General features: G+C 45.5%; 22 protein-coding genes and 1 other annotated feature. Of the genes, 11 read left to right on the forward strand and 11 right to left on the reverse strand.

Translation table 11 applies throughout. From position 1 onward, the window contains the following. The first annotated feature begins 46 nt into the window (after positions 1-46). Positions 47-679 carry a GTP pyrophosphokinase YwaC gene (gene ywaC, locus CJU60_RS01435; protein ID WP_010332385.1) on the forward strand — a complete coding sequence of 211 codons (633 nt, stop codon included), beginning with the start codon at positions 47-49 and terminating at the stop codon, positions 677-679. A gap of 29 nt (positions 680-708) precedes the next feature. On the opposite strand, the gene CJU60_RS01440 is transcribed toward ywaC, so the two are convergent. The 3 genes from CJU60_RS01440 to CJU60_RS01450 all read right to left on the reverse strand — a co-directional run bounded on the left by CJU60_RS01440 (position 709) and on the right by CJU60_RS01450 (position 4,235). Then, positions 709-2,076, reverse strand: a complete 1,368-nt coding sequence (locus tag CJU60_RS01440) for a M28 family metallopeptidase (RefSeq protein WP_095712716.1) — start codon at positions 2,074-2,076, stop codon at positions 709-711. Between the two features lie 153 nt (positions 2,077-2,229). Next, the gene (tyrS, locus tag CJU60_RS01445; RefSeq protein ID WP_095712717.1) at positions 2,230-3,468 is read right to left on the reverse strand and encodes a tyrosine--tRNA ligase; all 1,239 of its coding nucleotides are present in this window, start codon (positions 3,466-3,468) and stop codon (positions 2,230-2,232) included. Positions 3,469-3,512: 44 nt separating this feature from the next. Next, positions 3,513-3,725, reverse strand: a binding site (T-box leader). Beyond that, complete coding sequence (locus CJU60_RS01450; RefSeq protein ID WP_095712718.1) at positions 3,720-4,235, reverse strand: MarR family transcriptional regulator; 516 nt, start codon at positions 4,233-4,235, stop codon at positions 3,720-3,722. (Overlaps the previous feature by 6 nt.) Before the next feature lie 149 nt (positions 4,236-4,384). Here CJU60_RS01450 and CJU60_RS01455 point away from each other — a divergent pair, with 149 nt between their 5' ends. Then, complete coding sequence (locus CJU60_RS01455; protein ID WP_095712719.1) at positions 4,385-5,098, forward strand: YwaF family protein; 714 nt, start codon at positions 4,385-4,387, stop codon at positions 5,096-5,098. Positions 5,099-5,208: 110 nt separating this feature from the next. After that, positions 5,209-6,069, forward strand: coding sequence for a glycosyltransferase family 8 protein (locus CJU60_RS01460; RefSeq protein ID WP_095712720.1), 861 nt, complete (start codon positions 5,209-5,211; stop codon positions 6,067-6,069). Positions 6,070-6,120: 51 nt separating this feature from the next. Here the strand turns inward: CJU60_RS01460 and sacY are convergent, their stop codons facing one another. The 3 genes from sacY to CJU60_RS01475 form a co-directional block, all read right to left on the reverse strand. Then, positions 6,121-6,963 carry a transcription antiterminator SacY gene (gene sacY / locus CJU60_RS01465; RefSeq protein ID WP_044160381.1) on the reverse strand — a complete coding sequence of 281 codons (843 nt, stop codon included), beginning with the start codon at positions 6,961-6,963 and terminating at the stop codon, positions 6,121-6,123. Positions 6,964-7,015: 52 nt separating this feature from the next. Continuing rightward, the gene (locus CJU60_RS01470) at positions 7,016-8,395 is read right to left on the reverse strand and encodes a sucrose-specific PTS transporter subunit IIBC (RefSeq protein ID WP_095712721.1); all 1,380 of its coding nucleotides are present in this window, start codon (positions 8,393-8,395) and stop codon (positions 7,016-7,018) included. A 445-nt stretch (positions 8,396-8,840) separates the two neighbouring features. Beyond that, on the reverse strand, positions 8,841-10,778 hold the full coding sequence (locus CJU60_RS01475; protein ID WP_095712722.1) for a minor protease Epr: 1,938 nt from the start codon (positions 10,776-10,778) through the stop codon (positions 8,841-8,843). 226 nt (positions 10,779-11,004) lie between these two features. Between CJU60_RS01475 and celB the strand changes: the two genes are divergently transcribed. Beyond that, entirely contained in the window at positions 11,005-12,339 is a 1,335-nt protein-coding gene (celB, locus tag CJU60_RS01485; RefSeq protein WP_095712723.1) for a PTS cellobiose transporter subunit IIC, read from the forward strand. An 89-nt stretch (positions 12,340-12,428) separates the two neighbouring features. Then, positions 12,429-13,106 carry a DUF2711 family protein gene (locus CJU60_RS01490; protein WP_095712724.1) on the forward strand — a complete coding sequence of 226 codons (678 nt, stop codon included), beginning with the start codon at positions 12,429-12,431 and terminating at the stop codon, positions 13,104-13,106. 40 nt (positions 13,107-13,146) lie between these two features. Here the strand turns inward: CJU60_RS01490 and glxA are convergent, their stop codons facing one another. Further along, the gene (glxA, locus tag CJU60_RS01495) at positions 13,147-13,527 is read right to left on the reverse strand and encodes a glyoxalase GlxA (RefSeq protein ID WP_010332375.1); all 381 of its coding nucleotides are present in this window, start codon (positions 13,525-13,527) and stop codon (positions 13,147-13,149) included. 121 nt (positions 13,528-13,648) lie between these two features. Here glxA and CJU60_RS01500 point away from each other — a divergent pair, with 121 nt between their 5' ends. Beyond that, the gene (locus CJU60_RS01500; protein WP_095712725.1) at positions 13,649-14,836 is read left to right on the forward strand and encodes a class I SAM-dependent rRNA methyltransferase; all 1,188 of its coding nucleotides are present in this window, start codon (positions 13,649-13,651) and stop codon (positions 14,834-14,836) included. Positions 14,837-14,868: 32 nt separating this feature from the next. Here the strand turns inward: CJU60_RS01500 and CJU60_RS01505 are convergent, their stop codons facing one another. From CJU60_RS01505 to CJU60_RS01520, 4 genes are all read right to left on the reverse strand, one after another. Continuing rightward, on the reverse strand, positions 14,869-15,066 hold the full coding sequence (locus CJU60_RS01505; protein ID WP_010332373.1) for a YwbE family protein: 198 nt from the start codon (positions 15,064-15,066) through the stop codon (positions 14,869-14,871). A gap of 34 nt (positions 15,067-15,100) precedes the next feature. Beyond that, positions 15,101-16,303, reverse strand: coding sequence for an MFS transporter (locus CJU60_RS01510; protein WP_095712726.1), 1,203 nt, complete (start codon positions 16,301-16,303; stop codon positions 15,101-15,103). A gap of 107 nt (positions 16,304-16,410) precedes the next feature. Continuing rightward, the gene (locus CJU60_RS01515; protein ID WP_044159947.1) at positions 16,411-17,088 is read right to left on the reverse strand and encodes a CidB/LrgB family autolysis modulator; all 678 of its coding nucleotides are present in this window, start codon (positions 17,086-17,088) and stop codon (positions 16,411-16,413) included. Continuing rightward, complete coding sequence (locus CJU60_RS01520; protein ID WP_015714922.1) at positions 17,070-17,456, reverse strand: CidA/LrgA family holin-like protein; 387 nt, start codon at positions 17,454-17,456, stop codon at positions 17,070-17,072. Before CJU60_RS01520 ends, CJU60_RS01515 begins: the two co-directional genes overlap by 19 nt. 105 nt (positions 17,457-17,561) lie before the next feature. On the opposite strand from CJU60_RS01520, the gene cidR reads away from it, so the two are divergent. The 5 genes from cidR to efeO all read left to right on the forward strand — a co-directional run bounded on the left by cidR (position 17,562) and on the right by efeO (position 22,715). Next, positions 17,562-18,470: a cidABC operon transcriptional activator CidR gene (cidR, locus tag CJU60_RS01525; RefSeq protein WP_095712727.1), complete on the forward strand. Its 909-nt coding sequence runs from the start codon at positions 17,562-17,564 to the stop codon at positions 18,468-18,470. A gap of 7 nt (positions 18,471-18,477) precedes the next feature. Further along, on the forward strand, positions 18,478-19,296 hold the full coding sequence (thiM, locus tag CJU60_RS01530) for a hydroxyethylthiazole kinase (RefSeq protein ID WP_024123305.1): 819 nt from the start codon (positions 18,478-18,480) through the stop codon (positions 19,294-19,296). Further along, a complete protein-coding gene (gene thiE / locus CJU60_RS01535) occupies positions 19,293-19,961 on the forward strand; it encodes a thiamine phosphate synthase (protein WP_095712728.1) in 669 nt (222 codons plus the stop codon). Before thiM ends, thiE begins: the two co-directional genes overlap by 4 nt. A 154-nt stretch (positions 19,962-20,115) precedes the next feature. Beyond that, positions 20,116-21,561: an FTR1 family protein gene (locus CJU60_RS01540; RefSeq protein ID WP_095712729.1), complete on the forward strand. Its 1,446-nt coding sequence runs from the start codon at positions 20,116-20,118 to the stop codon at positions 21,559-21,561. Further along, positions 21,558-22,715, forward strand: a complete 1,158-nt coding sequence (gene efeO, locus CJU60_RS01545) for an iron uptake system protein EfeO (RefSeq protein WP_095712730.1) — start codon at positions 21,558-21,560, stop codon at positions 22,713-22,715. Before CJU60_RS01540 ends, efeO begins: the two co-directional genes overlap by 4 nt. Position 22,716 lies beyond the last annotated feature (1 nt).

Genomic DNA, 22,716 nt, shown 5'->3' on the forward strand with positions numbered 1-22,716 from the left:
TAGTACATGGACAGCGGATAAAGATCCGTTAAAGGAGATGACGAAAATGGATTTATCTGTAACACATATGGACGATTTAAAAACCGTCATGGAAGACTGGAAAAACGAACTGTTAGTTTATAAATTTGCGCTAGATGCACTTGATACAAAGTTTTCGATTATCAGTCAGGAATATAATTTAATTCACGGCCACAATCCGATTGAGCATACAAAATCGCGTGTGAAAAGCTTTGAAAGCATCGTAAATAAACTCATGAGAAAGGGCTGCGAGATTACGACACAGGAAATGAAGGAACATATCAACGATATTGCCGGTGTGCGTATCATTTGTTCCTTTATTTCTGATATTTATAATGTCGTGAACGTCCTGAAGCAGCATGAGGATTTGCGGATCGTAAAGGTAAAGGATTATATTCAGAATCCGAAACCGAACGGCTACCGAAGCCTGCATTTGATTATTGAAATGCCTGTGAACTTAACGAACAGAGTGGAATACGTCAAAGCAGAAATTCAAATCCGCACCATCGCCATGGATTTCTGGGCGAGCTTGGAGCATAAAATCTACTATAAACTGAACAACGACGTCCCTAAACATTTAACCGATGAACTGAAGGAAGCGGCGGAGATCGCCCACTATTTAGATGAAAAAATGCTGGGGATTAAGAAAGAAGTGGATTAGAAAAGACGGCAGCAATGTGCCGTCTTTTTTTATTTGATATCTTCATAAATATCAGAGACTTTTGCCTTGATATGTGCCTTCTTGCCGGTTGGTTTTTTCTCTTTTTTCACAGCTTCATAGACAGAGGCTGTCACAAGGTCGCCAGCCTGCTGAAGGCGTTCTTTGCTGATATGTTCGATAGAGTCTTCAGGGGTATGGTACCATGGCTCTACTTCTTCTGTTTCCGGATCTCCCCAAATAAAGTTAGCGGAATCTATGCCGGCTTCATGGAACGGCACGTGATCGGATGAGCCTCCCTGTGTCAGAGACAGGCGGTCGAATCCAATTTTTTCAGCGGCCGTATGGCTGGATTCCCAAACATCGTTAGATTGCCCGTCCAATGTGTTGACATACAGCTCAGACGCATTCTCCCAGCTTGTACCCACCATGTCTAAGTTGAAGTTCACTTCGCTTCTTTTCAACTCTTTTTCTGATAGATGATCTACATAATGGGAGGAGCCGAGCAGGCCGAGCTCTTCAGCGCCAAAGGCGATAAAGCGGATTTCCTTGTCAGAAGGGATGCTTTTCAAGACGCGTGCCATTTCCAGCATAACAGAAGTGCCTGATCCGTTGTCATTTGCGCCGGGCGAGAAAGGAACACTGTCATAATGGGCTGTAACGTACACAATATCAGGATTTGTGATGTTCTTTGGTTTTTTGATACCGATGATGTTCTGGGAGGTTTGGTTTGAGAATGCTTTTAGTTGTAAGGTTGCTTCTTTTTTCTGGATAAGAGTTTCACCGTCTTCTTTCTTAATTCCGACGACAGGAATGCTGACTGTATTTCCTGATAGATTTGGGGTGACAGGCACAAGGCTTTCCTTATTATTGTAAATGATCATAGCCGTTGCGCCGGCCGCCTCGGCATTCCTGGCTTTCTCATAATATGTCAGGTCTCCTCTTGAAATCAAAGCGATTTTCCCCTTGGCGTCAGCGGAGAAATCATCAGGATATCCTAAACCGGCGTGATACAGCGGAGCGTTGAGGCCCTTTTCTTCAGTTGGTGTAGAGCCGGATGCCGCCCGAATGAGAATCTCACGGCCTTCTGAGGATAGCGTTCCTTCAAGTCGGTCAGGAATGCCAAACGTTTGAACCTTCACATCCAGTTTTAATTTTTTGAAGGATGAAGCGATCCATAAGGCACTCTTTTTTTCGGCAGATGTCCCGGCTATTCTGGGGCCGATTGTTTCACTAAGCTGAGAAATGGTTGAGTATGCACGCTTTGCTTTGAATGGGAGCTCCCGCTGGCTATCTGATATTTGAACAGCATGCGCAGCAGGGGTGACACTCTGTGCCGGCAAGAGAACCGTGCCGGCCGTTAAAACGGCCATCGTCATTACAGTCAAAAGCTTTTTCATAAACATGAACCTCCCCTAATGTTTGGATGGGGAATATTTCGGGATGCTAAAGGATTTTCCTGCAAACTGAAGCGCATTTTTGAAAAGACAGTTCTTTATACCTGCAAAAAAAACGCTTATGAAAGCCGATTTCATAAGCGTCAGGACATCAAATTATCGGAGTTTTAAAAACTTGCGTTTGCCGACCTGGATGATCATATTCTCCTCTATCTTTGCATCGGCGTGAATGTCTGTTATTTTCTCTCCGTTAATCCGGACACCGCCGTTTTGAATCATGCGGCGCGCCTCGCTTTTCGAAGAGAGAAGGTCAAGAGTGACGAGCAGATCGATCATCGCGATCGTTTTCTCACCTTTCCAGTTCACAGCCGGAATATCCTCAGGCAGGCTGTTTTCCTGAAAGACTGTTTTGAAAGATTGTTCGGCTGCTTCAGCGGCTTCTAATCCGTGGTACATTCGGACAATCGTTTTGGCTAAAAGCATTTTGGCATCCCTTGGGTGAACGGCGCCGGTTTCTAAGTCCTTCACGAGCCGTTTTTTCTCTTCAAGCTCCAAGTCCGTTGCCAAATGAATGTATTTTTTCATCAGGCTGTCGGGCAGTGACATTGTTTTCCCGTACATGTCGTTCGGATGTTCGTCAATGCCGATGTAGTTGTGTTTCGATTTCGACATTTTCTCAACACCGTCCAAGCCTTCCAAAAGCGGCATCAGGATGACGACTTGTTTTTCTTTGTTGTATCGTTCTTGAAAATGCCGCCCCATCAGCACATTGAAATGCTGGTCTGTTCCTCCTAATTCAATATCGCTTTCCAGAACGACGGAATCGTATCCCTGCATCAACGGGTAAAAGAATTCATGCAGGGAGATCGGCTTTTGCATGGCGATGCGTTCTTCAAAGTCATCGCGTTCCATCAGGCGGGCTACTGTTATTTTGCCTGCCAAGTCAATAACGTCCTCCAGATACAATGTTTTCAGCCATTTCGAGTTGTAGTGCAGCTCGACTTTTTCTGGATCAAGCACTTTCCCGAATTGCTGGAAGTATGTTTTGGCGTTGTGCTGGACTTCTTCATCAGTCAGCTGTTTTCTGGCCGCGGACTTGCCTGTCGGATCACCGATTTTTCCTGTGAAATCGCCAATCAAGAGCTGCACAATGTGGCCGTTTTCTTGAAATTGGCGAAGCTTGTTTAAAACGACCGTATGTCCCAGATGAACATCCGGTGCAGAAGGATCTAATCCGAGCTTAATTTTAAGCGGTGTGCCTGCCGCAATCGATTTGACAAGCTTGGCCTTTAATTCCTCCGGCGGTATGACTTCTTGGGCGCCTGTCATATATAGATCAAGCTGTCTTTCGACTTCTTTTTGCTGTGCTGCTGTGAGCTGATCAAATGTTTTCATTGTTCTTCCTCCTTTTTTAGAAACACAAAAAGAGCCGCATCCCGATAAGGGACGTGGCTCAATGCACGCGGTACCACCCTGGTTGAAGACATTGTCTTCCGCTCATTCGAATAACGGTTTCCCGTCCTTTGCTACTAACGTTCACAAAGAAAGCTCGGGGAGGTAATTCGCGTTTGCCTGTGTGCCGGCTCGCACCTTCCGCCGGCTCTCTGACACAGGGAGACAAACCGCTACTGGATTCCCGTCAAAGCTTATGATGTATGAAGATTGTCCGCTACTTTTCTAAGCAGTCCTGTCAGGGTTTTTTGCTCCTCTTTTGTCATGCCCGTAATCAATTCCGTTTCCCCTTTGTGAAACTCGGGGTAGAGGTCTTCGATCGCTTGTTTGCCGGATTCAGTGATTGTGACAAAAACAAGTCGCCGATCTCTGGTATCGATGCTTTTGGAGCAAAAGCCCTTTTTTTCGAGCGTTTTGATCACATTGCTTGCTGTTGCAGTTGAAATGCCTGACAGCTCAGCGATTTTTCTCGTTTCGAGTTTGCCCCATACCCATAGATCGTAAAGAATGGAGAAAGCGGTCCAAGATAATTTGTAAGAAGAAAGAACCTCAGTCTCCATTTTGACACGGAGCCTTTGCGCAGACCGATACAGATTCGTCGCGATCGAAATGGCTTCCAGGTTGAGTGACTCAACGGGCATTTGTTTAAGCTTGCTGAGTGTGTCATGCTCTTCTTTGCGAAGCTGCTGCTGTTTATCTAAACGTTCCATTTGTCGCCGCCTTAAATTATCAGAATCATTAGCTATGAAATGAATTGTAGCAGAGACGATGGTGAACTTCAAGCCTATATTTTTCGGTTGCATAAAAAAAGCCAAAAGAACACCACAATAAAGAAAAACCCGCAGACGGGGGTGCAGTTGTGCAAAAATATGTTCAAGGCGTGTATAAACACGATCCGTTTCATCTGTTTTCGACAGAGCATGCAGTGACATTAAGCTTGATCGGCATGCTTGCCATTCTTTTGTTTTTGTTCCGCCGGCCAGTCAGCCGGCCAGCATTCAGTACATTTCTGCGCTATTTGTTTGTGTTTCTTTTGCTTGCTTCACAAATTGGTTACCAAATATGGATGATCGCCGCGGGCAGGTGGTCGGTGCGGACTTCTCTGCCCCTTCAGCTGAGTGACTTGTCTGTGTATTTATCAGCTATTATGCTGGTGACAAAAAGCAGAAAGCTGTTTGTGTTTTTGTATTTTGTCGGCATCGGAAGCTCCCTTCAGGCGCTTCTGACCCCAGACCTTGGTATGTTCTCATTTCCGCATGTGCGGTATATTCTCTTTTTTATTTCGCACGGATCCGTGTTTCTGTCCTGTTTGCTTATGGCGGTGATTGGCACGTACAGACTCAGACAGCGCTCTTTATGGGTGACTGTATTGATTGTCAATCTGTACGGAGGAATCATTTATCTGGTTGACCGCTGGCTGAAAGCGAATTATATGTATTTAACGAAAAAGCCGGGCGGTTCTTCACTATTGGATGTTCTCGGGCCTTGGCCATGGTATATCGCCTCAGCTGAAGCCATTACGATCGCGAGCTTTTTCATCCTTTATTGGCTTTATCGGATGTTCAAAAAATAACACCTTTTTTGTTGTAAAGCACATTCTATTCAAAAAAATATTGGAGATTAGTGTTTAATTTTCTGAAAAAGGGAATGTAACTTGTACAACACAAAGGGAGATGAATACCATTGAAGAAAGATGAAATTATGCATATCGTATCATGCGCAGATGATAATTATGCTCGTCATTTAGGTGGGATGTTCGTTTCTTTATTGACAAACATGGACCAGAACAGAAAAGTAAAGCTATATGTGATTGATGGGGGAATTGAGCCTGATAACAAAAAAAGGCTGGAAGAAACCACATTGAAGTTCGGCGTGCCGATTGAGTTTTTAGAAGTGGATGCCAACCAGTATGAACATGCTGTGGAAAGCAGCCACATTACAAAAGCGGCGTATTACCGCATTTCGATTCCGGACTTAATTAAGGATGAGAGCATTAAGCGGATGATTTATGTCGATTGTGATGCACTTGTCCTTGAGGATATTTCGAAACTATGGGACTTGGACATCGCTCCATACACCGTTGCTGCTGTGGAAGATGCGGGGCAGCATGAACGTTTGAAAGAAATGAATATCACTGACACGGGAAAATATTTTAACTCGGGTATTATGGTTATTGATATGGAACCTTGGAGAAAGCAAAACATCACAGAAAAAGTTCTCAACTTTATCAATGAAAACGGTTCTGAAGATTTTCTTGTGTTACATGACCAAGATGCGCTGAACGCGATCTTATATGATAAGTGGTATGAGCTTCATCCGCGCTGGAACGCTCAAACATACATCATGTTAAAACTGAAAACACCTTCGACACTGTTAGGACGGAAGCAATATAATGAAACGAGAGAAAAACCGGCAATCGTCCACTTCTGCGGCGGAGAAAAGCCTTGGAACTCCAATACAAAACATCCGTATCGCGATGAGTATTTCCATTACATGTCCTATACAAAGTGGAATACGATCGGAAACCCGGCTATCAATCAATAATCTATATATGAAAAAAACGCTTTTGAGATGATCAAAAGCGTTTTTTGTTTATCAGCGGGCCACTGACCGATGATAAAAGCGCTGAATATGCATGGCGATATAGCACAGTTCTTTTTCAGGAAATTCAAAGCCGTATTCTTTTTTCACAAATGTGCCGATGCTTTTGGCGCATAGGAAAGCATCCTTGAATCTTTCTTTAATGATGGCGATCATTTCTGAATCCAGCTCGTAAATGGTTTCGCCTGCTTTGATATGCTGAATGGCAAAGCGCAAATGGGTCACGAGTCTTTCGTAAGAAATGGTATCCTCCACAATGTTGATCGACAGCTGGGTTTCAATAATGCCGATAATATCACGGATCATCGTTGTAATATCAAGTGTCTGTGTCATGTCGCCGGCGTTGTTTCTCGCTGTGTGAATGTGCATGGCGATATTGCCGATTTCATCCTCAGGAATCTCAATGCCCAGTTTCTCTTTAATCAGCGCTCTAGCCCACATGCCGATTTGGAATTCCTTCGGATAAAGAACTTTGATCTCATTCAGCAGCGGATTTTTGATGACCATTCCGTTGCTCAGGCGTTCGATCGCAAATGAGAGGTGGTCTGAAAACGCAACGTGAATCCGTTCGTTGATTTTGATGTTCAGTTCTTGTTCAGCATGGGAAATAATTTGCTCGGAGATTTGAATATGGTCTTCCGGCAATGTTTCTAAAATCTCTTCGAATTGTTTATAGTCAGGTGTATCTTTTCTGACGAATGTTTTTTCGATTTTAGACGGATCGACAATATCATTTTTTCTTTTGTCGAACGCAATTCCTGCACCCAAGAGAATCTTCTCTTCATTTTGATCCTTTACGACGATTGCATTATGATTTAATATTCTTTTAATTTTCATAGCTTTTTGTCCTTTCATCCCCCGTTTTATGAATGAAATCGAATAAATCCAGTTATTCTGTCTCTTCTTTAAACCCGAGAAACAATGTAGCTATAAAAGCAGAGACGGCCGCGATCAAAAAACCGATCATATAATGAACAAAATTCGCAATGCCAAACGGCAGCACGATTGAAATCATCGGGATGCCGGTCAGTCCGTAGGAATTCGAAACGACGTGTGCCCCAACTACATACGCCCCGCCGAGAGCGCCTCCAATAGCGGCTCCGATAAAGGGGCGGATCAGCTTCACATTTACTCCGAAAACAATTGGCTCCACTATGCCTAAAAACGCGGTAAGGGAAGCGGGGAGCGCGATTTTCTTCAGGCTTGACTGCTTCGTTTTGAAGAAAACCGCCAGTCCCGCTCCGCCTTGCGCCACATTCGCCATTGACCATATCGGCACCAAAAAGTTCACACCCACATGAGGGTCAGCAAGCAAAGTCGCTTCAATTGCATAAAAGCTATGATGCAAGCCTGATAGAACGATAGTGGAATAGATGCCCCCGAAAAGAGCTCCGGCAGCAATGCCCGCGTGGTGATAAATGTATTCAATCGATTGTGATATGACCTGGCCGATGATAGCTGCGGCGGGGTTCATCACAATCAGCGCGAGACACCCTGTCACCATCACAGTGATAAAGGGAATGATCACGACATCAAGTGACTTGGGCACAATCGTTTTTAAAAGCTTCTCAATTTTGCTCATGATATAAATGGAGAGAAGAATCGGTATAATGGCGCCCTGATAGCCCATCAATGGAATGTGCAGCCCCCATATGTCCAAGGAAGCGGGGGTTTTGCTGCCGAGCATGGATGGATCAAGCAAATCAGGATGAGTCAGAAGCCCTCCTATCAATGCCCCTAAAAATGGGTTGCTGCCAAATTGTCTGGCGGCACTGAAGCCAACCAAAATCGGCAGCAGAATAAAGGCGGTGCTGGACACGAGATCCAGCATTTTGATCCACGGGCTGTCGGCAGAGAACCAGTGAAAGACCTGAATCATGCCGATCAGCCCCATGAGCAAACCGTTTGCTGTTATCGCCGGGATAATCGGCATGAAAATATCGGACAGCGTTTTAGCAAATGTTGTGACGGGGTTCAGTTTGCGTCTGGCATGTTTCTCTTGAACAGCCTCTTCAGAAGGCGATGCCTCCCACACACAAACGACTTCTTTATAAATTTTGTTGACGATACCTGCCCCAAAAATAATCTGGAACAGGCCATATCTGAAAAAGGTGCCCTGCACACCTTGCAGATTCTCAATAGCACGTATGTCGATTTTCGTTTCATCCTTTACTTCAAAACGAAGACGAGTTGTACAGTGGCTGATGCTGATAATGTTGCTTTTTCCTCCTGCGAGGAGCAATAATTCTTTCGCAATTTCTTTTTGCAAACAATAAAAACCTCCTCTGCTGAAGAAAAGTCGGCTTGTTCATCGTATCAAATGAAAAGTTGACAATCAAAATGAAAAAAGTGAGAAAAATGTAAAGCGTGCAGAGCCATCAAAAAATGCCCTCGTCGGGTGACGGGGCATTACGTAACATATAAAGCAGAAATGTCATTGGCGCCGTTACAAGCCCAACACGAAAAGAAGAGTTAAAATGCCTTTCTTTTTCTAGGCACTAATACTCCCTTTGCATCGTTGGGTCTTGCCTGCTTGCCAGTCACAATCCCGCAATATGCAGTTGATATCTGTAATAACGTTCATTTTATGCTGTTCACAGCAGGATAGCAATAGTATGAAAAGCCTGTGAAGCAAATGGGAAAAAGGTTGCGTACACAGTTTAACAGACGAAAAAACCTTTAAGACGTAACACTCGTCTTAAAGGTTTTTTCAATTATTTCTTCGGCTTAACGGCGTTCAGCCGTTTTTGCAGCTTTGTTTTTTCATGGGATGCTTTTAATTGATTTACTGCGGACTGAGCGGCTGTTTTTGATTTTTTTGTCTTGTCTTTTTCCGCTTTTTTCACTTTGGCTTTGGCCGTTTCGACTTTTTTGGCTTCAGCTGCCGCCACTTTTTTCTTCACTTTATCTAACCGTTTTTGCAATGACGTTTTTTCTTTTCCGGACTGAAGTTCATTGACGGCCTTTTGGGCTTTCGCCGCGTTTGCGTCAGTTGATTTCTTTTCCGCTGCGGCGACTGATTGCTGCGCCTTTTTTACATTGCTGCTTTTCACTTTGTTGAGACGCTTCTGCAGGGACGTTTTTTCTGAGCCTACCGGAAGCTTGCTGACTGCCGATTGAGCGCTGCTGACATCTGTTTTCTTTTTGCTTTTTTCCGCTTTGGCGACTTTGTCCTTTGCTTGCTTTGATACGATATAGCGCTTGACCTGATCTAACCGTTTTTGCAGGTTCTTTTTATCCGTGCCGTTCGGCAGTTTGTTGATCGCGGCTTGTGCTGTATCAACGGTTTGCTGGGTTTTATACTTTTCTGCCTTTGCCACTTTGTCCTTCGCGTCTTTTACATTTCTGTATGCCTGAACGTTATCCAGTCTTTTTTGCAAAGCTTTTTTGGCGCTGGAATTAGGCAGCTTGCTGACGAGCTTTTTCGCTTTGTCGATATCGGCTTGTGTTTTTGTCTGTTCGGCTTTTTTGACCGCTTGCTCAGCCGCCGCGTACGCTTTATCTGCCTGCTGGGCTTTATACCGGATCAGTCCATAGCCGAATTGCTGATCGCGGCCCGTAATTCCGAGATCAACGATGTTTTTCTGCATGAGGGCGCGAAGCTGCACGTTCGTGTTACCAGGATCACGCTGTTTTAATAACGCAAACATGGCAGCGGCGTGCGGTGTCGCTTGGGATGTGCCGCTTCCCGTCGCGTAATATTGATGTAAATACGTGCTCGTGATGTCTGTTCCCGGTGCTGAAAATTCAACTTGATTTCCTGTTGTTGAAAAGGCTGCGAGCTGATTGTGTTGATTTGTCGCTGACACTGCAACGACACTGCTGTATGCCGCCGGGTAATTTACTGGCTTGCCGTTTCCTTCATTTCCGCTTGCGGCAACGAGCAGTACGCCTTTTTCATATGCTTTGTCCATGGCGTCATGAAGAATCTGGCTGTCTGAAGACGTGCCAAGGCTCATATTGACGATATCCATTCCATTCGCTATCGACCAGTCGATCCCTTTGAGAAGACCTTGAAGATCTCCCGAGCCGTTCTGATCCAGCGCTTTAACCGCATATATTTGTGCTTCCGGTGCGATGCCGTCAATTCCGTAGCCGTTATGCTTAGCGCCGATAATCCCGGCGACATGTGTTCCGTGGCCGTTATCGTCTTTGTAAGAAGAGGTGTAACTGACAGCTGAGTACCCGCCGGAAATCGACAGGTCGTCGTGGGGGGAGATCCCGCTGTCAATGACAGCGATTTTGACGTTTTTGCCTGTCAGCCCCTCCTTCCAAGCCTGTTTGACCTGAATCGGTTCAAGATTCCATTGTTCGAAGTTGTCAGTGGTGTCGGCGTTCTCTGACAGTACTTTGAGGTCTGTATTGTCCGCTGCAGTGAACGTGACATTGTTTTCGACATACAAAATATCAGGATCCTGGTTGAATTCTTTTACTGTCTCTGGATCTGCTGTAACAGCTACCGCCGGAAGATGCTGATACTGCTGCTCAACCTCAGCATCACTGTCCAGGACGGTTTCCTTGCCGTCTTTGTTTTTATAGACCACAATGACCTCTTTCTCGCTGCTGGTTTCTGCATGTGCAAGAGGCTCTAGGGCGAGAAAACTGAAAAACAGAGTGACTGATACAACAAGTTTGCAAAACATGTTTTTCATGGTTCTTCTCCTTTTTCTATGATGTTTGATATATATATCGGAGGAAAATGTGATTTTGATAATAAGAAGGAAAGATTTTTTCATTGAGAGGGTTGTTCAGAAGAATGCAGATTTTTTCCGCAGAAAGAGGAAATTTTCCACATGAATTTGTAAGCGTTTTCAAAATAAGATAAAGAAAACATTGCAAAGGTTGTTTACAAAGCAGTGAAAAAAGGGGGCTTTTCAGATGAGCGCGTTCACTCGGGTGATGGAAGAAAAAATCATGCCTGTCGCTGGGAAAATTGCCGGGCAGCGGCATCTCAGCGCTTTGCGTGACGGAATTGTTTTGACCATGCCGCTGATTATTATCGGTTCTGTCTTTTTGATTTTAACCAGTCTGCCGATTCCCGGTTATGCTGATTTTATGACGAGCGTGTTTGGGGAACAGTGGGCGGATAAGCTCGGCTATCCTGTCAATGCTTCATTCGATATTATGGCAATGATTGCGGCTTTCGGGATCGCCTATCGGCTGGCGGAAAGCTACGGTGTTGATGCCCTGTCGGCCGGAGCGATTTCAATTGCAGCCTTCTTATTGGCAACGCCGTTCGAGGTGCCTTTTACGCCGGATGGCTCAACAGAATCAATCATGATCGGAGGCGGCATTCCCATTACATTGCTCGGCAGCAAGGGACTGTTTGTCGCCATGATCATCGCCTTGTTTTCGACTGAAGTCTATCGGTACATCATTCAAAAAAATATTGTGTTTAACATGCCTGACGGCGTGCCGCCGGCGGTAAGCAAATCATTTGTCGCGCTGATTCCCGGCTTTATTATCGTATTTCTTATATGGCTGGCGCGTCTTCTGATTGAAATGACGCCTTTTCAAAGCCTGCACAATGTCGTCGGAGACCTGCTCGGCACGCCGCTTTCCATCCTTGGAGGCAGCCTCGGCGGGAGTCTGATCGCTGAATTCGTGCAAATGCTGCTTTGGGCGTGCGGCATTCACGGCGCTTCGATCATCGGCGGTATTATGGCGCCGATTTGGTATGGCGCCATGGATGCAAACCGTCTCGCGTTTCAAGCGGGCGAGGCGCTGCCGAGTATTTTTACGACTCAGTTTTTTCAAATTTGGATCAATGTCGGCGGAAGCGGAGCAACGCTGGCGCTTGTACTCACAATGCTTGTGCGGTCCCGGAGCAAACAGATGAAGCAGCTCGGCCGATTAGGGATTGGTCCTGCGCTATTTAACATCAACGAGCCGATCATTTTCGGCATGCCGATTGTGATGAACCCGCTCCTTATCGTTCCGTTCATCATAGCCCCGCTCCTCACAATTACCGCCACTTATATCGGCATGAGTACAGGACTGGTGGCAAGGCCCGCCGGAATCGCCGTGCCATGGACCATGCCGCCGCTCATATCAGGGTACCTGGCGACAGGTGGAAAAGTATCTGGAGCGGTCATGCAGCTGGTGAACCTGCTCATTACATGTGCTATCTACTATCCGTTTTTCAGAATATGGGATCATCAAAAATGGAAGGAAGAGAGTGCGGTTGAATCCGGAGATAAAAATGTGACGTGATGTAAGCTGTAATAGATCATCAGCTGTTAAAGGGCTGATGATCTTATATCAACTATAAGTAAATGTTAGAATATGTAAAGGGGGTGCCCATGCTAGAATACATATGGTTAGATGACGAATCACCAATCTTGAAACAAATACCAGTTGAATATACATCAGCTGCTATTTTATTTTCTCCTTTTATTCAAATGCCTGAAGGGTGGGAAAAAGCTAAGAGAAAAAATGAGTATGAGCATATTTATCCAAATGATCAAGAAGTAAGGGAAAAAGGAAAAGCAGTTACATGGAAAGAGATCATGTCTTCATGCGGATTCCAAACACATGCAGAGCTGGCGCTGGCTTTGAAGACATCGATATTTGCTTTAAGGGATGAGTACGCGAGAGAGGATTTGGCTGAACTTTTACACGCGAACTTAAAAGGAAATCTCTTTTATCCCAGTGAGGACCATATTTCAAATTTTCATATTCCCGGTTTGGTAAAAGTGCTTCGTTACAACGGGTCCAATCGGTTTTATTACTCAGAACCAATTGTGGAAAACAGCGGCTTTCTCGACACAACTGAGGCTAACTTGCGGACGGTTCTTGATGAAGCCGCCGCAGAGCTCATTTTGACTGATGAGAAAATGGATTTTGTGTTTATGAGTGTATACGACTCATTCATGAATGTTTTTCTTGCGAAAGATGAAAAGATTCATGACATGGTTCAGCGTATGGGCTGGGAGGCCATGTTTTGCGATGAAACCACGTATATGAATTGGTATAGATAAGAAAAGAACGTACCTCTAAACAGAGGTGCGTTCTTTTTTCTTACCGCTGAAAGAACTCTATCCACTCGCCGTCAGGACCTTCGATATAAAAATACCGATACCCGTTTGGAAGTGTTGTGATCTCTTCGTCGATAAATTTCGCATTCATTCTTTCCGCTTTTGTATATTCGGCCGCGATGTCATCAGTCAGCAGGGCAATGTGATGCACTTTACCTTCGGCGGGAAGCTCGCTGCTGTAGCCTTGAATCAGTTCGATTTCTGTTTCCGGACCATCTTCAAAGCCAAGAAAAGCAAGCTCGATAATACCGTTCGTATGAGTGATGCGGTCCTTCAATTTCATGCCGAGAACCTCTTCATAAAATGAAATGGACGCGTTAATATCCCTTACCATAATGCCTGTATGGTCAATTCGTTTTGCCATGCTGTTCCTCCTAGAAACTCTTTTTGTCTATCGTAGAAAAACCTTTCCTTTCTGTCAATGAAGACATCTTGGCGTTTTGTGGTACGATAAGAAAAAGCAAACAGAAAGAGGACGAACATATATGAAGCTACTCACCCTAAAGCAAGCACATGCTGCAAAAATCAAAAAAGGCTATCCGCTCATCGAAAAGGAAGCTCTCACCGGCAGTGCGGGGCACGTCAAAGAAGGCGACCTCGTTGATGTCATGTCTGAAAGCGGCGAGTTTCTCGCAAGGGGCTATTACGGCCTGCAAAACAAAGGGGTCGGCTGGACGCTCACACGCAATAAAAATGAACATATCGACCAAACATTCTTCCTCAGCAAATTAACAAAAGCGGTACAAGCGCGTGCAAGTCTTTTCGCGGCGCCTGATACAACGGCTTTCCGTCTCTTCAATGGTGAGGGCGACGGCATCGGCGGCGTCACTGTTGATTATTATGACGGATACCTGCTGCTCCAATGGTACAGCAAAGGCATTTACACCTTTAAAGAAACGCTCATTGCCGCTCTGGATGAACTGGATATTGAATATAAAGCGATTTACGAAAAGAAACGCTTCGATACGGCTGGACAGTATGTCGAGGATGATGACTTCGTGAAGGGAGAAAGAGGCGAGTTCCCGATCATCATTCAAGAAAACGGGATACAATACGCGGTTGATTTAAACGAAGGCGCCATGACAGGCATCTTTTTAGATCAAAGACATGTGCGCAAAGCGATCAGAGACCGCTATGCCAATGGAAAAAACGTCTTAAACACGTTTTCTTATACAGGTGCGTTCTCAGTGGCGGCAGCGCTTGGCGGAGCGGAGAAAACAACAAGCGTGGACGTGGCAAATCGAAGTCTGGCCAAAACGATCGAGCAATTCAGCGTGAACAAGCTGGATTACGAGGCGCACGATATTAAAGTGATGGATGTTTTTAAATACTTCTCATATGCGGCGAAAAAGGATCTGCGCTTTGATCTGATTGTTCTCGACCCGCCATCCTTTGCCCGCACAAAAAAACGCACCTTCAGCGCGGCCAAGGATTATAAAAATCTGCTGAAGGAAACGATCGCCATTACAGCCGACAAGGGCATCATTGTCGCCTCTACAAACAGCAGCGCCTTCGGAATGAAGAAATTCAAAGGCTTTATCGATACCGCGTTCAAAGAAACAAATGAACGCTATACGATTATAGAGGAATTTACATTGCCGGAGGACTTTAAAACGATGTCAGCATATCCGGAAGGCAATTACTTAAAAGTTGTCTTTCTGCAGAAAAAATAAAAGAAAAAAGCTGCCCGGTTCAGGGCAGCTTTTTATGTAGAAATGATTTGCTGGACGCGTCCGATACGGCCATCTTCCAGACGGACTTTAATGCCGTGCGGGTGATAGCTTGATTTCGTCAAAATATCCTTCACTGTGCCTCGCGTCAGTTTTCCTGTTTTTTGATCCGCTTTCAAGACAATATCAACCTGTAATCCTTTAGAAATGCTGCTCCGCTCTTGCCCGTTCATAGCACACTTCCTTTCTTTTTATTCATTATAGTCGTTATGGTTTAAAAGTAACAGCCGGCTGATGAAGCGAATGCTTATTTTTTTCTGCTTTTATTAAATATAATGTCAGCCCTGCGCCTGCTATGCTAAGAATGGCGAAGAGCAGATAGACTGCGAAAATGGAAACGTAGTCAAAAATGTATCCGCCAACAAACGTACAGAACCAGTTGCCGAATCCGTTGCCGATGGCGGCGTACATGGTTAGCGCTGTCGCCTCCACGTGGCTCGGGGTAATCTTTTTGACGTATTGCAGCGCCGCCGGAATAAATAAACCAATAGAAACGCCTTGGAGACATACCGTCGCATAAATGATCCATAACGAAGGCTCTGTGAAGTAAAGCGTCCATCTGAATAATGAAACCCCGCCGGACAGTATGATGACATTGAGCAATCCCATTTTATCTATGAATTTCTGCGCAAACCTCATAAACGGAATTTCTGAGATCACTCCGATAAAAAATAAAAGGCCAATGGCGGAAAGAGACGCGCCGCTTTTGTCGAGAAACAGACTGAAGTATGTATTGTTCGCTAAATTTGGTGCAAATGTCGTAAAGGTGATGATCATAAAGATGAGGAAAGGTTTGTTGCTGACCAGCTCCCGGAACCCTTTGCGGATATTGATCTTTGTTTTTGTTTTCTGCTGGCCCGGCATCTGTGAGGCCAATATGGCTGCCATGCACAGAAAGGCACAGCCAAAGATAAAGATGACGTGAATGGGGTACAGCTGATTCGTCACCTGTCCCATGACAAACACCGCAATGCCGAAGCCGAGAGAACCAAATAGGCGGATTCCGCCGTAGTTTCCGTTTGTTTGTTGTGTGTAGCGTAAAGAAATGCTGTCTGACAATGGAATGATTGTGCTCTGAAAGGCTGCAAAACAGGCCGCAATCAGAATAAATAGGGGAAAGCCGTCAAATGCGATGTAGCCGAGCCCGATGACACCTGTTACTGATGTACAAACCGCAAGCAGGCTTTTTGTTTTTTGCGTATAATCACTCAGCATACCCCAAAACGGCTGGAAAAAGATCATCACAATCGGGCCGAGTGACATAATCAAGCCGACTTGTGAGCCGCTTAAATGCTGTTCCTTTGTTAAATACATGCTGAGCAGCGGAATGATACTGCCTGTGCCCAGGAAAGCAAACAAATAAAATCCTTTTAATGCTGCGTAGTGCCGTTTCACCTGCAAGTTATGCATGGGGGTGCCTCCTTTGGTATCCACAAATTACATTATATTGTAATTTTGCAGCTTTTCAATGGAAGGAGACACAAAAAAACTGCCCTTGCCAGGACAGTTTTTTCTTCCTACATAAATGAAAGTAAAAACGGCGCCGCGCAAAGCGTCATAATCGCCGCAAGGATCATTGACACGCTGGAAATCGTGCCGGACACTGAGCTAAGCTCAAATGCTTTAGATGTGCCCGCTCCATGTGCGCTTGTGCCGAGCAGCACGCCCCGCGCAATTTCGTTATCAATGCGGAAATAGCGGATGACCATCGGGCCGATGACGGTGCCGAACAATGCAGTCAAAATGACAAATATGGCTGTGACCGCAGGCATTCCGCCGATCATTTCAGATACGTTCATGGCGATCGGCGTTGTCACTGATCTTGGAACGAGGCTGTCAATCAAGCCAGTTCCGAGGTGAAGCCATTTCGCAATAAGAGCTGTAGAAATAATCGCGATGCATGAGCCGAGGGCGACGTTTAAAATAATTTCCACTGCGTATTTCTTTAAAACAGGGAAATATTTATAAAGCGGGATCGCAAATGCCACGGTAGCCGGCTGAAGCATATCGGTCAGCACTTCACCGCCGAGATTATATGTCTCGTACGGGACATTCACCAGCAGCAGCAGACCGACTAACACAGCGGGCGTCACCAATAGCGGCGACGTATAGACTCGCGGAAAACGAGAATATACTTTTTTTGCTCCTAAATACACCAAAACCGTTAATAACAAACTTACAATTCCGATGAACACGTATGTTTTTTCTCCTTTCTTTTTGCAATGATTTGTGTAAGCGTTCCTGTGGACACCATCACGACAAACGTGCTGATGATGACAACAAGCAAAATGCTGACACCGAATTTTGACATAATGTCTCCGTATTCAATCACTCCGACGGCAGACGGGATAAAAAATAAAAGCAGCTCCCCAAGAAGCCACGCCGCGCCAAGCTCTATCCATTCAAGCTTGATGATGTTAAAGTGTAATAATGTGAAAAGAATCACAATCCCAATTATACTGCCGGGAATATTTATATGAAGAAGGGCTGTCACCCAATTGATCAGCCGAGCGAATATAAATAACAGAGCGATTTGAATAACGGTAAGCAACAGTTTTTTCATTTTGATGCCTCCCTTATATTCATATTGTACATGAGGTTACGCTATAGGTAAAATATATATTAAGCATAATAAGTATTCCTTTTGTCTATAGAAGAGGTGAAGTACATGGATATCCGCCATTTAACATACTTTCTGGAGGTCGCCCGTCTGAAAAGTTTTACGAAGGCGTCCCAATCACTTTATGTTTCCCAGCCGACGATATCGAAAATGATCAAAAATTTAGAAGCAGAGCTTGGGATCGAGCTTTTTTACCGAAACGGCAGACAGGTGGAGCTGACGGACGCCGGCCATAGCATGTATGTGCAGGCGCAGGAAATCATTAAATCATTTCAAAACCTGACATCCGAGTTAAATGATATTATGGAGGTCAAGAAGGGGCATGTGCGAATCGGACTGCCGCCGATGATCGGCTCAGGTTTTTTCCCGAGAGTGCTCGGCGATTTTCGGGAAAATTATCCGAATGTGACCTTTCAGCTTGTTGAGGACGGCTCTATCAAAGTCCAAGAAGGCGTTGGGGACGGTTCTCTTGACATCGGTGTTGTTGTTCTCCCCGCAAACGAAGACATTTTTCATTCATTTACGATCGTAAAAGAAACATTAATGCTTGTCGTACACCCTTCCCACCGGCTGGCGGGTGAGAAAGAGAGCCGATTACAGGATTTGAAGGAAGAGCCTTTTATTTTCTTCAGGGAGGATTTTGTTCTCCACAATCGAATTATGATGGAATGTATCAAGGCCGGATTCCGACCCCATATCATTTACGAAACCTCACAATGGGATTTTATCAGTGAGATGGTGTCAGCCAACCTGGGGATCGGACTTTTGCCGGAACGCATATGCCGCGGCCTTGACCCGGAAAAGGTCAAAGTCATCCCGCTTGTCGATCCGGTCATCCCTTGGCATCTTGCGATTATATGGAGAAAGGACCGCTATTTGTCCTTTGCGGCAAGAGCTTGGCTTGAACATACGAAATCGTATTTATGGGATTCGAAAAAAAGAGAGAGTAAAGGATGATGCTAATATGGATGCACAATCAGCAGCAAAACGTCTAACAGCCGTCCGGAAGCATAGCCCTCTGGTGCACAGTATAACAAACAATGTTGTGACAAATTTTACAGCGAACGGCCTGCTCGCCCTCGGTGCATCACCCGTAATGGCTTATGCGAAGGAAGAGGTCGCCGACATGGCGAAAATCGCGGGTGCGCTCGTTTTAAATATCGGAACGCTAAGCAAGGAAACCGTCGAAGCTATGATCATTGCGGGTAAATCAGCGAATGAACATGGCGTACCCGTCATTCTTGATCCCGTGGGGGCTGGAGCGACACCGTTCCGCACTGAATCGGCACGTGAGATGATTCGTGAGGTGCGCCTCTCTGCAATCAGGGGAAATGCCGCGGAAATTGCACATACCGTCGGTGTTTCGGATTGGATGATCAAAGGAGTCGATGCCGGTGAAGGCGGAGGCGACATCATCCGTCTGGCTCAACAGGCGGCGCAAAAACTGAACACGGTCATTGCGATTACTGGGGAAGTCGACGTAATTGCCGACGCATCTAACGTATACACTCTTCATAACGGCCACAAACTGCTGACGAAGGTGACAGGCGCCGGATGTCTTCTGACTTCAGTTGTCGGTGCGTTTTGTGCAGTGGAAAAAAATCCGTTATACGCTGCCATCGCTGCGATTTCCTCATATGGTGTTGCGGCACAGCTTGCCGCGCAGCAGACAGCTGACAAAGGTCCGGGGAGTTTTCAGATTGAATTGCTGAACAAGCTGTCTTCTGTCTCTGAACAGGATGTATTAGAGTTAGCGACAATAGAAAGGGTGACAGTCTCATGACACGTATTTCTCGGGAAAGGATGAAAAAGCTATTATCTGTTTACTTCATTATGGGTTCAAACAATACGAAAGCTGATCCTGTGACAGTCGTGCAAAACGCATTAAAAGGCGGTACCACTCTGTACCAGTTTCGTGAAAAGGGCGAAGGCGCATTGACAGGAGAGGAGCGGATTGCCTTCGGCGCAAAGGTTCAGGCGGCATGCCGTGAAGCCGGAGTCCCTTTTATTGTCAATGATGATGTGGAGCTGGCACTGAAGCTGAAGGCAGACGGTGTGCACATCGGCCAAGAGGATGCGAAAGCAAAAGAAGTACGTGACGCCATTGGCGATATGATCCTTGGCGTGTCCGCCCATACGATGTCTGAGGTGAAGCAAGCCGAGGAGGATGGAGCAGATTATGTCGGTCTTGGTCCGATCTATCCGACGGAAACAAAAAAGGATACAAGAGCTGTGCAGGGTGTGTCTCTGATTGAAGCGGTGAGACGTCAAGGCATCAGCATCCCAATTGTCGGCATCGGCGGCATCACAATAGAAAATGCCGCTCCCGTCATCGAAGCGGGGGCTGATGGTGTCAGTATGATCAGCGCTATCAGTCTGACGGAAGATCCGGAAGAAGCCGCACGCAAATTTTACGATGTTATTCACACATATAAGACCGGCAGATAACCCGACTTGCCTTCAAAAGGCTGTCCTGTAAAGGGCAGCCTTTTTGCTGTTCCGCCAAGGTTTTCAGACCTTCAAATTTTCATTGACAAAGATCGGGAACTGGCTATGATTATGATATACAATGATAATCATTTTCAATTACAGGAGGAACATGATGGCTCGGGGGCTGACACTTATATTACTCAGCTTGTTGATGTTTTTCGGTTCGGCGGTGCATGCGGAAAATGATCCGATTGCTTCCCTGCTTGAATTAAACAAGCAAATGATCAAATCTGTACAAGACGGAGATATAGATTCCGCACAGCAAACATTTGAGACCTTCAAATCGGCGTGGAAAAAGGAAGAACCATCTATTAAGAAGGAAAACCTTTCATCCCACAGCAAAATGGACTCGAATATCGCTATGATTTCTCTTTCTTTCATTAATCAAGACGCGAACAAACTCGAAACACAGCTTGAAGAGCTTTCTTCTCACTTAGAAACCTACCAGCAGGCTGTCGTACTGAAGAAGGCATTCTCTGGTCAATCAAGGGCGTCCTTAACAGCCTATATTCAAAGCTTAAAAGACACAAAACAATTGATAGAAAAAAAACAGATGGGTGAAGCGTCAGCCGCTATCGACAACTTAATCACATCTTGGCTGGCCGTAGAAGGAGACGTCGTATCCCAATCCAAAGAAGCGTATACCACATCGGAGGAAAATCTGGCACTCATGAAGGCTGAAATCGACAGCCATCCCGATCAGGTAATAAAGCAAATTGACGAAATGATTCAATTGCTTGAGCCGATTGCTTCGAGCAGCTACAGCTGGTGGGACGCGGCATTGATCCCAATTCGAGAAGGGATGGAGGCGCTGCTTGTCATCGGGGCGCTTTTGACCATGACAAAAAAAGCCCGTGTCACCCGTTCTTCTGCATGGATCTGGGGAGGCGCGTCAGCCGGCATGTTCGTTTCCTTAGCAGCCGGAATCGGCGTCACCCTCCTGTTCTCCTCGAATGTATTCGGAGAAAACAATTTCTTGCTAGGCGGAATCACCGGCTTGCTGTCCGCTGTCATGCTTTTGTATGTCGGGGTGTGGCTGCATAGAAACGCCTCGATGGACAAGTGGAGAGAAAAAATCAATATCCAGAAATCACAGGCACTGAAAAAACGAAGCCTGCTGTCCTTTGCGCTCATTGCATTTCTGGCAGTCGTGAGGGAAGGGCTCGAAACAGTCATCTTTTTCATCGGCCTTGTTGGAAAGCTCTCTCTCACTGAGCTGATCGGCGGGACAGCCGCGGGGCTTGTCGTTCTCGTCATCGTCGGTGTTCTTATGATGAAGCTCGGAATGCGCATTCCATTGAAGCCGTTTTTTCTGCTGTCAATGGCGGTTGTCCTGTATATGTGCGTGAAATTTCTCGGAACAGGCGTCCACAGCCTGCAGCTCGCGGGGATTCTTCCGTCTGACGCAGAAAGCTGGCTGCCGTCTGTGTCCGTTCTCGGAATTTATCCGTCCGTGTACAGTACGATTCCGCAATTGCTGATTTTGCTATTTTTACTGATTGCGCTTATCTCAGAAGCGGCAAAACATTATACAAACGGAAAGGAACTGACAAAATGAATATCACAAAGATTGCTGTAACAGCCGGATGCATCCTTGCACTGTGTGCGGGATGCGGAGCCAATGACACTTCGTCAACTAAAGAAAAAGCGTCATCTGATAAAAGCGGAGTAAGCAAAGAGATCGCAGCTTCCGTTGATAAAATGGAGAACATGATTTCCGAGCTGAATGAATCAGCAGAAAAAGCCGATCAAAAAGAGATTCAAAAGAAGGGGAAAGAATTAAACAGCTACTGGCTTTCTTTTGAAAATGATATTCGCAGCGACTATCCGTTCGAATACACAGAAATCGAAAAGCACCTTCAGCCTATCTATACAGAGGCGCAAAAAGCCAAACCGGATACAGACAAAATTAAGACAGAATCCGAGTCACTGAAAGCGTCCTTAGAAGAGCTGACAGAAGCGAAGAAGAGCAGCAAAAAGGCAAGCGATCAGCTGGCAAAAGCGGCAGATGAATATAAAGATTACGTCAAAGAGCAGAGCGATCAGCTTGTGAAGGCGACTGAAGCATTTACAGCTGCCGTGAAGGCCGGCGATATTGAAAAATCAAAGACGTTATATGCGAAAGCGCGCGTCTATTACGAGAGAATTGAACCGATTGCGGAAAGCCTTGGAGATCTTGATCCGAAAATTGATGCCCGTGAAAACGATGTAGAAGAAGGGGACAAATGGACAGGGTTCCACAAGCTTGAGAAAGCCATTTGGAAGGATAAACATATTTCCGGGGAAAAGGCAACGGCTGACCAGCTTGTCAAGGATGTGAAAGAGCTTGACGGTTCGATTGAATCATTGACATTAACGCCTGAACAAATTGTGGCTGGCGCGATGGAGCTTCTGAACGAAGCAGGTATTTCTAAAATTACGGGTGAAGAGGAGCGCTACTCACGAATCGATTTAGTCGATCTTATGGCAAATGTTGAAGGCTCCGAGGCTGTGTATCAAACTGTGAAAAGCGCGCTCGTAAAAGACCACTCTGATCTGACGGAAAAGCTGGATACCGAATTCAGCGAATTTGAAGTTTTAATGGCAAAATACAAAACGAATGATCAAGCCTATACGTCTTATGATAAATTAAGTGAAGATCAAATCAGAGAGCTGAGCACAAAGCTGACGACTCTTTCTGAAACCATGTCGAAGATTGCGAATGTGCTATAAA

The organism is Bacillus sp. 7705b, from assembly GCF_002289525.1.
GTDB classification, from domain to species: domain Bacteria; phylum Bacillota; class Bacilli; order Bacillales; family Bacillaceae; genus Bacillus; species Bacillus halotolerans.